This window comes from Pacificoceanicola algae, from assembly GCF_049341065.1.
Classification (GTDB): Bacteria; Pseudomonadota; Alphaproteobacteria; order Rhodobacterales; family Rhodobacteraceae; genus Pacificoceanicola.
The window spans coordinates 1-11005 of sequence record NZ_JBMPIX010000045.1; the positions used below are offsets into that span (position 1 = coordinate 1).

An 11005-nucleotide genomic window follows, 5' to 3' on the forward strand; every position below is an offset into this window, starting at 1 on the left:
ACCGGTGCCCAAAAGTCTTCCTTTCGGCCATCGCCCTCGCTGCAGTCGTCATCTACTGGTTATGAATCCTGACCCTAGTTTGAAAGTTGGTGCATGATTGGCCGTCGTCCATTGGGATAGTGGTCTTGGGTGCGGGTGGCCGATAGCCCAGAGCGCTGTTGGGCCGCACGGTGTTGTAATGGCGGCGCCATCGTTCGATTAGGATCTGTGTCTCCCTCAGCAAATAGGAGATTTCGCCGTCGAGCAGTTCGTCCCGAAGCCTGGCGTTGAAACTCTCGACGTAGCCGTTTTCCCAAGGTGATCCCAGTTCGATGTATGCGGTCTTGGCCCCGATGGCCTCGATGCTCTCGCGGAGCTTGATGGCGGTGAACTCGGTGCCGTAACACCTTCGGAATGATGCTGGTCCAGAGGCTATGATTGCCTGCGCGGCCCCAAATAGCGCAGCAGGTGGTCATAGCCGTTCCTCAGGTCCCTACAGTGGTTTTGCAACAAACCACACCGCAAGGGAGACCGACTATGACCGATACCAGTATTGCACAGCCCGAGCCTGTTTTGGTTGCCGTTGATATTGCAAAGGCGCGCCATCCGCCGTCCGATACTGAACGAAGTCATAGGATCAGACATGGTTGGGTCGCGCCGGTCTCCGGAACCGCATCGACCATCTTCGCGCATTGGCCTTGCAGCACTTCGCCCTTCAGAGCTTTCAGCGCCACCTCCACCTTGAACTCAGGCGCATGTTGCTTCCGTATCGACATCTCTGATCCCTCTCGTCGAAGATCGGCATACAATAAATCGTAACTTACGTCAGTGTCCGAATTTCTCGGTGTAGCTCAGAACCCGACATTCGTGGCGTTCGGCTGCGGCAAGTAAAAAGATGCCAAACATGATGGATGCTCCCGGACGTCAGTGCAAGCTGCGAAGAAGTTTCCGAAGAGAGCCGTCGCTCTTTCTACTAAACTCTTTCTTAACCAAGTTGGGGCAAGGCTGTAATCGGAACAGAGGAAATATCATGCGACAACACTCCTGGATCGAAGACGTTCTGAAAGACCTCAGCAGCTATGCAGCAGAGAATGACCTACCAGATGACCTTCTGGCTGCCTTGCGGATCGCAACGCTTCGTGCAAAGCAAAACCTTCCGAAGATCGGCGAGCGTGTTGCCGCTGGCGATGTGGAAGTCCGACACGCCATGGATGACGAGGTTCATCCGCGCAATGGCGGCGGTGATGGTGATCAGTTCCTGCCCGTAAAGGCCAATGGTGCGGGTGTCGCCGCCGCGCCTCTTGGCTTCGGCAAGGCATGAGATCAGCATGCCGCCGGTGCCGCAGGTCGGGTCATAGATGCTTTCGCCCGGTTGGCCGGACTTTTCGCCCGCCGAGATCGCCTGCCGGGGCACTGGCAAGCTGCTGATTAACGAACCCGCTCTCGACAAGGCTCTGTTGCAAACTTTCGCTCGCTTGGGAAAACTACAAGGCAGTGATCGGCAGAGGTAAGGTAGGAACGACTTTAAAGGGCGTCATTTCAGCGGAGAAGTGGTACTATGGGCAGTGCGTTGGTATTGCCGCTATGGTATCAGCTATTGCGACCTCGAAACCATGATGGCCGAACGCGGTGTTCGCGTGGATCACAGCACAATTTATCGCTGGGTTCAAAAGTATGCCCCGGAAATGGAGCGCCGCATGCGTTGGCAGTGGCGGCGACCAATGTCAGACAGCTGGCGTGTTGACGAGACCTATATCAAGGTCAGGGGCAAGTAGACCTATCTGTATCGAGTGGTCGACAAGCACGGCTGCACCATCGATTTCTATCTGTCTTCCACCCGCAACACCAAAGCCGCTAAACGCTTTCTGGGCAAGGCTTTCAAGGGCTTGAAAGTTTGGGAACAGCCGCGCGTGATCAACACTGACAAGGCCCCGACCTATGCCGCCGCGCTGGCTGAGCTCAAGAAAGAAGGCAATTGCCCCAAGGACGTGGAACATCGCCAGGTCAAGTATTTGTACAACGTCATCGAAGCGGACCACGGCAAGCTCAAGCACCTGATCAAGCCGGTGCGCGGATTTAAGACGATGAAGACTGCTTACGCGACCATCAAGGGTTTTGAAGTGATGCGTGCGCTGCGCAAAGGCCAAGCCAGCGCCTTCAATCTGACACGTGATCCGGTCGGCGAAAAGCGCATGATCGAACGCGCATTCGGCATTGGGCCATGCGTCATGTCAGAGGCTGTGGCCCTCATCGAACAGCAGCTCGCTGCATGAGCCCGCATAACGATAGGACAACTCCGTCCTCATCAACGGATTGCAACAGAGCCCCGCAGAGGTCAATGTGGCGGGAACAATCTTCATCGAAGACTCCTTTGAATGGTCTTTTCAGGCAGCAAATCACCCTGAGACATGCCGCTATCGCGCGAATGTATCAGGCGCGTGACAAGGCCGCCGGGCTTTGGTCAGCGCCGCCAAAAGGGATTGGACCAGGCGCTTTTCCTGGACCATCCACAACCGTCACACGCAGCCAGTCGCTGTTCCTGAACCGGTCGAGCGCCACCTTGGTGCGCGTCATTGAGGTGCTGTGCACCGCCACGGCAGCGGAGCCTTGGCCCTGCACGATCACCGATTGCACGGCCGAGCTTGCAACTGTCACGGCATCGCTTCCCCAGTGAATTGCGCGCAGGTCCGGCCCGGTCGAGCTGTAGTGATGGCCGGCCTTCAAAGCCTCAAGCAGCGCTTCAGGCGTGTTTTCCAGCGCTTTGACCATGACCCAACCGCCAAAGTGATCGGGTTCGGAGAAATGCGCATCATCGGTGGCGCAGAGCATCAGCTGGCGCCCTTCGCTCAGCAACTGATCGAGGGTAATCGTAGCGCCCGATGAAGTGATCGGTCAGCGCGATGAAATCATAGCCTTCGGCCCTGTAGCGGCGGCAGACCTCGGCGGGGTCAAGCACCCCGTCGGAACGGTTGGAGTGGGTATGAAGGTTTCCCCGCCAGAATTTGCCAGGAAGGGAAAAGATGTCTGTGGTCATGGTATGTCTCCGCGTTTCATCTGCTTGTGACAAAGCTGTGTGAAGGTGCCACCGCATCACAGGTCAGGAACATCTCGACGGCCTCGACCGCCCACTTGGCACGAAGCTTTGGCGCGACCGCTTTCAAATGCGCCGCCCGGCGCGCGAGGTCTGAGGCTCAAGCCCGGCCTCGACCGCCGATGAGATGAGCGCGCGAAGACAGGCGAAAGTCAGGTCATCGCCAGACTTGCGCAGGTCGGCGCGTTTCAGGCCCGCCGCCAGCAGAGGTACGAGATGATGCCAGCCGAGTTCCTGGGCGAGGGCGGCCTCAGGCGAGGATCAGCGCGAGAACTTCACCACGCGGTACCTCCGCCAAAACCGCTTCCAGCACCATTGCGGCACGGGCGACTGGCGCGCCCTTTCCTGCATCAAGCCATCCCGCAATCCGCTCGGCCCGAAGATCAGGAAGTGCGCGGCAGAGCGCCTTGATCGACCCCGGCCGTTCCACCGCGTGCCGCCACGACAGATAGGTCTCTCCGGCCGGGCCGGGCAAATCTCCGGGGCGCAGCAGGTGCACCGCGTCGCGCAGGTCACTGGCGCGTTCGCTGCGCCCCGAGACAGCCACACAGGCCTCAGCTGTGCGCAGTGCGAGCCGCTGTCGCAACAAGGCGTGGGGGAGATCATCGCTTTGCAGCACAAGATGCAGGGTGGTTAGTGCCGCGCCCGACACAAACGCCTCATCTTCAAGGGTTTCGGCACGCGCAGAGGTGACCCAGGGCGGCATCCGGGGTAGCCTGTCCAGGTCGTCGATGTGGCCGTGCCGGGCAAATGTCATGCATGGAGCGTACAACAGCGCGGCGCTTACTTCCAGAACATTGCTCGCAAAACGCCCCGCTTTGCAATTCTAAATCATGTCCAATAAGATTTCATTATTGGACATTTTGGAATATGCTTGGAGATATTCAGAAAAGCACGAGAATTCGAGCTCATCCGCGCCAAACGGGTCTTCGGTCAACGAAGGCAACGAGAGAGACACCGTGCCCGGCGAGGCTTTGAAACTCTCTTCCTTTTGGCCTGGATCACACGCCGTCTGTCAGGATGTCCAACGCGCGCTTCAAGGCATCGCGGTGATCGGCCAAAGACCCAACCCGATCTCGCAATTCAGCGCCAGGAACAGCGGCGAGTTCCTGAACCCTGACAATCCACGCTCCGCCCTCGTGTTCAACAGCGGGCGTGAGACCCGGGAAGGCCGCGTATCGTCCCGCTTCGCGCAACGGCGCAACAATGCGCGAGGCGTCAATCCCGATCAGGTCGGTTTGAAGGTCCACAACAAGCTGCCCGCCGTTGAGGCGATAGAGATCGAACTGGGCCATCCCGTCCTCGCTTCAGAAGCTTCGGTAACCCGCGAGGGGCAGACCTTCTTTGGCAATCTCCTCGGCATAGGCGTCGATTGCCGGCTGGTTTGCCTCCCGCCAAAGGCGGTTACGCTCGACCTTTGCTGCCTCGATAATCGCAGCTTCGGCAAGGCGCGACATGTTGAGGCCAAGCGACCGTGCCGTTTCAGCGACGTCGGCGTCCAGCGTCAGATTGACTTTCACGCGACCCATATCAACCTCCTGAAAGATGCGTATGGATAGAGAGTATACTTCAGGCGTTTCACCGGAACAAGAACCGTTTTACACGATCCCCTTGCCCTCTCACGTCGCTGGGGCTGGCAGCCTCGACCGGCTGATGGATACTGCCCGCGATTATGCGCGCGCCGCAGCGTCCGAAAACACGCGACGCGCCTATGCCAAGGATTGGGCGCACTTCTCGCGCTGGTGCCGGACGAAGGGTGCCGAGCCCCTGCCTCCTTCCCCCGAGATGATCGGGCTCTACCTTGCAGATTTGGCGTCCGGATCAGGCTCCTCCCCTGCCCTATCGTTCAGTACTATCGACCAGCGCCTCTCGGGTCTCACCTGGAACTATGCGCAGCGGGGATTCGCCCTCGATCGCAAGAACCGCCACATCGCGACGGTGCTTGCCGGGATCAAGCGCAAACACGCGCGCCCCCCCGGTGCAAAAGGAAGCGATCTTGGCCGAAGACATCCTCGCGATGGTGGCAACCCTTCCTTTCGACCTGCGCGGCTTGCGGGATCGGGCGATGTTGCTGATCGGCCAGCCGAGACAACCAACCTGATAACAACTTGCCTGGCAGCGGCGCGACAGTCTTGGGCAGCGGGCGTGGCCTTACACGCCGGACTTCTCAAGCCGCTGATGGGCGTTCGCATGGCGCGACCAAACCGGCGTCCATTTTGAGATTGCGTCATCGGTGATGCGTTCATCACCTGTGACAATGGCCGCACTGGCGGTCGCACGAGGGACCCCGTTCATCGATGTCCGACCCGTCACCGATGTCATCGCCTTCGCGAACTTGCCGCCGGTGACGCGGGACGGATCGGCCGACCCTGAAACCTCCGGAAACTAGCGAAGCTCAAGCCAATGCCACTCAACGCAAGCTGAAGCGGCGGCTACACCTTCGACATCTGAATGAAATCGGGCCGATACCTCAACTCAGATACGCCAAGCGTCTGCCGCACATGGTCAATGCACCGGCGGCGGCGTGAAGGGCTTAGAAGTTTCCCCGTGCGGCCTCAGTCAGGATAAGCTTGTCGAGGGTCAGGTCGGACACAGCGCGCCTCAGATGCTGGTTCTCTTTCTCCAGCTCCTTGAGACGCTTCAACTGCGCCCGGCCCATCCCACCATACAGCTTGCGCCAGCGGTAATACGTCTGTTGCGTCGTGCCAACCTGACGAACTGCATCCGCAATAGGCATTCCCTGGCCCTCCTGAAAATCGGGATATTCCTATCCCAGTGGGTGGACCACTTTCAGGGGGCTCTTCCAGGGAGACGGGTTGGCAGAACGCAGGTGGCGCTATGCTGTTTTCAGTACTCTTGGAAACGGCGAAACTAGCCAGCAAGTTGATAATCGCAACTCTGCACGCCTTGTGTCAGGCTGCGCTTTCGTCGTCCCACAGGTCCAGATTGTCCCAATTGAACTCGGGCTCCGCCGGTATACCCAGCCGGTCCCGGATCGCCTGCGGCACAAGACGCAGAGCGCTGAGGCGGGGGCGATCCATCTCGTGGATGATCCGCTCAGCCCCGTAGAGATCGACGTATTCCTGATAGTTGTCGAACGCCTGCCGCCCGGCGTAATCGACGAAGGTCTCGGCAGGCGCGCCGTTGGCGAGGATCACGTCGTGGGCCTCGGTCTCGATGTGGTAGTAGGTGACGCGCTTCGGCAGTTCCGCCATCGGCACCCAGTCAATCGTCGTCCCGTTGATCAGCGCCGAGGCATTGATCACCAGCCCGTCGAGGACCATGCCGTGGTCGGCGGTGACGGTGAGGTCGCTGTGGGGCAGGCCATCGCCGAGGGCACCGGCGCGAAAACGCACCGGTTCCATCTTCGGTCCCGCGAAGAACTTATGCACGGTCTGGCGGCCGATCCATTTGATGGGAACGGTGCGGCCGTCCGCTGTGGTGACGAGATCACCGATGTCCAGCGCTTCCACGACCGTCTCGCCCGTGGGCGTGGCGATCAGCGTTCCGGCGGCAAAGCAGTAGGGATAGCTCGTTTCACTTGTTGTGGTATTCGTGCCCTGGAGAGCGTCACTGTTCGACAGAACAAAGAAGTTTCCACCGCTTGATTGAGTGATCGGATCGCCGGCGGCTGTTTGGCCGACAAATGTAACGGTTACATCAACTGTGCTTGTCGTGTATTGCACGTTTTCTGCTGGCAAAAGGATCGAGTCCTGCGGGACCGAGAGATCGGTCAACGTTGCGTTTACCGTAGTTGCAGGGGACGTGATCGCGATTGGGTTGCCTGCCGTATAGAAAGCGCCAAGCGCGTAGGAGTAGATGAAAGTCTCTGTCGTCATTGGAACTATCCTTTCGATTTACAGAGCGTCGAATTCAACCTAGCCGATAGTGCTGGATTACTCGATCCCGAATATCACGTTGTAGGACGTGGTCGATCCACCCCGGCTGATCACCTCGATCACATGATCCCCCGACTGCCAGAGTTGGCCGCGGTATTCCTGCGCCGATGTCATCTGTTCGAGCAGGAAAGACTGGTCCGGATTGAATATTTGGTACGACATATCAGCACCTTGTGCAGCGACGCGGACGTAGAGGTTCTGACCATTAGCGGCACCAAGCACATAGCGGCGAGACTCGCCGGGTGCCAGCGACCCGGTCATTTCCGTACCTGTGCCGCCGGCGGGGAAGCGAACGGTCACTGTGGATGTGCTGTCACCAGAACTTGCGGAAGATGATGACGTCGTATTGTTCATTCCGGTCGAGGCATCGTTGCTGCCGTCAACAAGGAAGTCACCTCCCGCCCAGCCTTCGGAACCGGGGTCAGCCAGCGTGGCAACGCGACACCAACGGCGGCCTTCTGCCATTCGGCACCCAAGGTTGCGCACGTTTTGCCCGTTGTTGAGGCGCGTCACCACGTCTGCCCCCGAAGACGGGTTTACACGCAAGTTCAAGCTACCGCCATCCGACGTCGATATCTGGTAGAAATCGGGTCCGCCTTGCAGCCCGTCGGCATAATCGCCCTGAACCGTGTCTCCGGTGTTTCCCTCGACGCTGATGGTGATCATGTAGTCTGACACCTCGTCGCGCCGCGCCGCATTGCGCATCATGAAAACGGAGACTGCGTATTCTCCGGAAACCGGCAACGTACCGTCGAAGATATTGACCTCAGGCACCATTGACCCAATGAACTGGCTATTGACCAGCGCCTCGTCACCAGGCCCTTTGCCCGGGGCGTAAACATTGAAATAGGTCGACAGGTTCGAAGGCTCCAGCCGCACCTTCATCTGCTGGCCCGCCTCTGCGCCGATCTTGTAAAGCACGCTCTCATAGCCGGTGATGGAATCGTTTATTGTCGTGCCGGATGTTCCGGCAGCAAAGCGGACTTGCTCTGTCCGCGTGTCGCTTTGGGCCGTGGCCACCATCGGTGTCGCCAATGCCATGGCGACTGTGAATGCAATAAGAGACTTTTTTATGCTCGGAGGTCCTTTCAGCGGATAGGTCTAACTGCGGATGTGGAAAGCGAGATGCACGAAAGGCATCGCATTCTCTTTGATCCGACAGCACGAGGTTAAGAGGGAGATAGGATTTTCCCGTTTGTGGCACCTTGTTTCAACTGACATTCCCCAAGTAGAACATCCTCCGTCGGATTTTGCAGCCGTTGTGCGCCCCTATCAAGCCTCTTGGCCACGCTGTGGTGTTGTTCAGGCGTCAAACGCGCAAACTGAGCGTGATGTCTGGTCTCAGCGGTGGCGATGATCCCGATACTGGTTGGATCGACACTTCTCTGGACGGACCTATCAAGCCGCTTTCCCTCAGCGCTTGATGCTGACACCGTCATGTTGGAACCGGTGGCGCACGTAGCCGATGGATGGCCGCGAGGATGTGACGGAACAGAGCGCCGCTGACGGCCGTCTCGGCAAGCTGGATCGTGATGGCACGGGCATGGCGGACGACCCGCGCCCCGATCTTGATCAGCCGCGTTTGCAGACTGGTGAGCGACCAATCCGCCATCTCCTCGGGAAGGTCTGCGCCTTGCAGGAAGACGCCGAGATTGTAGGCCAGCGCGTGAAGCTGAAGCCGGACCTCGTTCTGGGCCATGCCCTTACACGAGAGACGCGTCCAGTTGATCGCCTGCTTGCCTTCTTTGATGTGCTGCTCGGCGGTGCCACGCTGGTTGTAGAAATGGATGATCCAGTCAGGGTCCATCGGCAGGTTGGTGACGACGAAACCGACGCGGCGGAACAACTCGCCGGGATGCCACTCTACCTTGGCGATGACCCGTCTTGGTTTGTCCCAGGACGCCGCCTGATACTCGAAGTCACCGTATAGGCGACGAACGTGTTTCGGCGGACGACCGACCGGGCGCTTGAGCAGAGGCGCAACCTTGCCCTGAAGGACACGATTGGCGCGTAGGCGGATGGCGTAGAAATAACCCTCGGCCTCCAGCGTCTTATAGAGGTCCGGGATGGCGAACGCGGCATTGGCCCGGAAGAACCGCATCAGCTGACGATCCGCATATCGCGCTACCACCGGCTTGAGGACCTCTTCCCATCCGTCGGCATTGTGCACATTGCCGGGGCGCAAAGTGCAACGTTCCAGATGGCCAAACTGGTTGAAGACGAACAGTGGGTGGTAGCACATGCAGCCGAAATGGCCGTTCCAGGCCGTGCCCTCCTGTGCGCCGTGGGTCGGGCTGACCGAACTGTCCATGTCCAGCTTGATCCATCTGGGCGGCACAGCCGCATGAACCTTGTCAATCCATTGCCTCGACAAGTCGGCCAACGCAGTGCGATTGTCAGCCGCTGCCAGCACCTCGGTCTCGAACCGTCCCATCTGACTGGCTGAGGCGGCCTTGGCATCAACGGCCCGTCCGCCAACCACCTGTCGCATCACCGGATCAAGCGCCAGGCGGTCCGCGTCATTTACATCGTCGTATCCGGCCAATCGACCGAAAACCGACTGCCGCAATAAGCCGACCAGAGAATGCAGACGGTTGTGACCAGTTCGCGGGTCTCTCAGAAATCCGCCCGCAATGTCGTGCAGGCCTAGCACCTCATCGAGTTCCCGAAACAACAGCAGACCACCGTCTGAACTGATCTTCGAGCCATGAAATTCCAGCCGCACCCGACGATCAAAACCGAGCCTTATATCACCCGTTTCACTTGCACCCTCCGGGTGATCCATGATCTGCGACCTCCAGCCCGATTAACATGCTGAAATATAACATATTACCAACGATCAGAGGTTCAAAAATATTCGGTTACTTGGGGAATGCGAGCTCAATCAGACGCACAGAAACCAACGACTTTTTCAACGAAATCAGCCCAATGTGTTGATCGCTGCGGTTCGCATGAGTGTCTGCTTTTAAGAAGGTGACGCACTGCAACCTTGAATTGGATATACCCAAAGAGCCATCGGAATGATCAGTGTTGCTGCGTGCATCGCGTTGATCAGAAGGTTTCTTTGAATGCGACGAATACCAATCATCGCAGACACGGTCTGCATGACAGTTAGGTTCTCATTTGACCTAATTAAGATGGCCATTGCTAGTGACCCAACTAAGAAAAGAACTAAGGGATAGGTCGAAGTCGCCTCTACGCAAGCCATTCTGTGTTGATTTCCGCTGAGAAGTGACCCGGTATTTTCACCGAGATTTGACCCGCCCTTGTTTATGTCTCAGCGGTCATATTGTGGTCAATGCGGGTGTCTCCTTTCTCTTTTTCTTTGCGGCTTCTGAGCTGGCTTTGTAGCGGTAGCTGTCGTTGCCGGTTTCCAGGATGTGGCAGCGGTGTGTGAGCCGGTCGAGGAGCGCCGTGGTCATCTTCGCATCGCCGAAGACCTGGGCTCATTCTGAACCGCCCCGGGTTTACCGGAGAGTTTCTGGTTCAATGATTAGGCTGCTTTTCCGGCAGCGTTCAAGCGTTTGTAGAATGCCTCCTCGGCTTCGTGCGGCGTGATGTATCCGATGGCGCTGTGCAGGCGGGTGTTGTTGTACCAGTCGACCCATTTCAGCGTTTCCCACTCGACCTGACCAACGGACTTCCAGGGGCCGAGGAACTTGATGACCTCGGTCTTGAAGAGGCCGATGATGCTCTCGGCGAGGGCGTTGTCATAGGAATCTCCAACACTGCCGACTGAAGTGTCGATGCCGGCCTCTGCGAGCCGCTCGGTGTATCGGATCGACAGATACTGGCTGCCGCGGTCACTATGATGGATCAGCTTGTCAGCCTCGGATGGCGCTCTCTGGCAGATGGCTTGGTTCAGAGCATCGAGGACGAACCCGGTCGTCATGGAGGTCGAAACCCTCCAGCCAACGATCTTGAGGGCGAAGGCGTCGATGACGAAGGGTGAGGGGCCAGTGCGCCACTGATGGGATGGATGGCTCCCGCTTCCGGCATCGCAATGTGCCACATTGGGTGCTGTAACATCACCAAT

The 11005-nt window shown here is 58.3% G+C and carries 8 protein-coding genes and 7 pseudogenes; 2 read left to right on the plus strand and 13 right to left on the minus strand.

Annotated features, from left to right (window positions below; genetic code table 11):
* Positions 1 to 74: 74 nt before the first annotated feature.
* The 3 genes and pseudogenes from ACOYQJ_RS25595 to ACOYQJ_RS25605 all read right to left on the minus strand — a co-directional run.
* Positions 75 to 403: pseudogene (locus ACOYQJ_RS25595) on the minus strand (integrase core domain-containing protein); the annotation flags it as partial.
* Between the two features lie 205 nt (positions 404 to 608).
* Entirely contained in the window at positions 609 to 755 is a 147-nt protein-coding gene (locus tag ACOYQJ_RS25600; protein WP_422908721.1) for a hypothetical protein, read from the minus strand.
* Between the two features lie 320 nt (positions 756 to 1075).
* Positions 1076 to 1393 carry an HsdM family class I SAM-dependent methyltransferase gene (locus ACOYQJ_RS25605; protein ID WP_422908722.1) on the minus strand — a complete coding sequence of 106 codons (318 nt, stop codon included), beginning with the start codon at positions 1391 to 1393 and terminating at the stop codon, positions 1076 to 1078.
* Positions 1394 to 1529: 136 nt separating this feature from the next.
* Here ACOYQJ_RS25605 and ACOYQJ_RS25610 point away from each other — a divergent pair.
* A pseudogene (locus tag ACOYQJ_RS25610) lies at positions 1530 to 2252 on the plus strand (IS6 family transposase).
* 188 nt (positions 2253 to 2440) lie between these two features.
* Here the strand turns inward: ACOYQJ_RS25610 and ACOYQJ_RS25615 are convergent.
* The 4 genes and pseudogenes from ACOYQJ_RS25615 to ACOYQJ_RS25630 form a co-directional block, all read right to left on the minus strand.
* Positions 2441 to 3013 (minus strand): annotated as a pseudogene (locus ACOYQJ_RS25615) (hypothetical protein).
* A 40-nt stretch (positions 3014 to 3053) separates the two neighbouring features.
* Positions 3054 to 3827: pseudogene (locus ACOYQJ_RS25620) on the minus strand (DUF1403 family protein); the annotation flags it as partial.
* Positions 3828 to 4071: 244 nt separating this feature from the next.
* Complete coding sequence (locus ACOYQJ_RS25625; protein WP_422908723.1) at positions 4072 to 4365, minus strand: CcdB family protein; 294 nt, start codon at positions 4363 to 4365, stop codon at positions 4072 to 4074.
* A 12-nt stretch (positions 4366 to 4377) separates the two neighbouring features.
* On the minus strand, positions 4378 to 4599 hold the full coding sequence (locus ACOYQJ_RS25630) for a type II toxin-antitoxin system CcdA family antitoxin (RefSeq protein WP_422908724.1): 222 nt from the start codon (positions 4597 to 4599) through the stop codon (positions 4378 to 4380).
* Positions 4600 to 4621: 22 nt separating this feature from the next.
* On the opposite strand from ACOYQJ_RS25630, the pseudogene ACOYQJ_RS25635 reads away from it, so the two are divergent.
* A pseudogene (locus tag ACOYQJ_RS25635) lies at positions 4622 to 5150 on the plus strand (site-specific integrase); the annotation flags it as partial.
* Between the two features lie 388 nt (positions 5151 to 5538).
* Here the strand turns inward: ACOYQJ_RS25635 and ACOYQJ_RS25640 are convergent.
* The 6 genes and pseudogenes from ACOYQJ_RS25640 to ACOYQJ_RS25665 all read right to left on the minus strand — a co-directional run.
* A pseudogene (locus ACOYQJ_RS25640) lies at positions 5539 to 5816 on the minus strand (transposase); the annotation flags it as partial.
* A 166-nt stretch (positions 5817 to 5982) separates the two neighbouring features.
* Positions 5983 to 6909, minus strand: coding sequence for a Hint domain-containing protein (locus ACOYQJ_RS25645; RefSeq protein WP_422908725.1), 927 nt, complete (start codon positions 6907 to 6909; stop codon positions 5983 to 5985).
* Positions 6910 to 6966: 57 nt separating this feature from the next.
* Complete coding sequence (locus tag ACOYQJ_RS25650; RefSeq protein WP_422908726.1) at positions 6967 to 8010, minus strand: SH3 domain-containing protein; 1044 nt, start codon at positions 8008 to 8010, stop codon at positions 6967 to 6969.
* A gap of 394 nt (positions 8011 to 8404) precedes the next feature.
* Positions 8405 to 9754, minus strand: a complete 1350-nt coding sequence (locus ACOYQJ_RS25655) for an IS1380 family transposase (RefSeq protein ID WP_422908727.1) — start codon at positions 9752 to 9754, stop codon at positions 8405 to 8407.
* 499 nt (positions 9755 to 10253) lie between these two features.
* Positions 10254 to 10415, minus strand: a pseudogene (locus ACOYQJ_RS25660) (ATP-binding protein); the annotation flags it as partial.
* Positions 10416 to 10462: 47 nt separating this feature from the next.
* Positions 10463 to 11005, minus strand: a 543-nt coding sequence (locus ACOYQJ_RS25665) for an integrase core domain-containing protein (RefSeq protein WP_422908728.1), incomplete at its 5' end; no start/stop codon positions are given.

Bases quoted from the DNA above. Each gene is read 5' to 3' on its own strand.
- ACOYQJ_RS25650 (WP_422908726.1), bottom strand. From the start codon at position 8,010: ATGGCATTGGCGACACCGATGGTGGCCACGGCCCAAAGCGACACGCGG.
- ACOYQJ_RS25655 (WP_422908727.1), bottom strand. From the start codon at position 9,754: ATGGATCACCCGGAGGGTGCAAGTGAAACGGGTGATATAAGGCTCGGT.
- ACOYQJ_RS25600 (WP_422908721.1), bottom strand. From the start codon at position 755: ATGTCGATACGGAAGCAACATGCGCCTGAGTTCAAGGTGGAGGTGGCG.
- ACOYQJ_RS25625 (WP_422908723.1), bottom strand. From the start codon at position 4,365: ATGGCCCAGTTCGATCTCTATCGCCTCAACGGCGGGCAGCTTGTTGTG.
- ACOYQJ_RS25630 (WP_422908724.1), bottom strand. From the start codon at position 4,599: ATGGGTCGCGTGAAAGTCAATCTGACGCTGGACGCCGACGTCGCTGAA.
- ACOYQJ_RS25645 (WP_422908725.1), bottom strand. From the start codon at position 6,909: ATGACGACAGAGACTTTCATCTACTCCTACGCGCTTGGCGCTTTCTAT.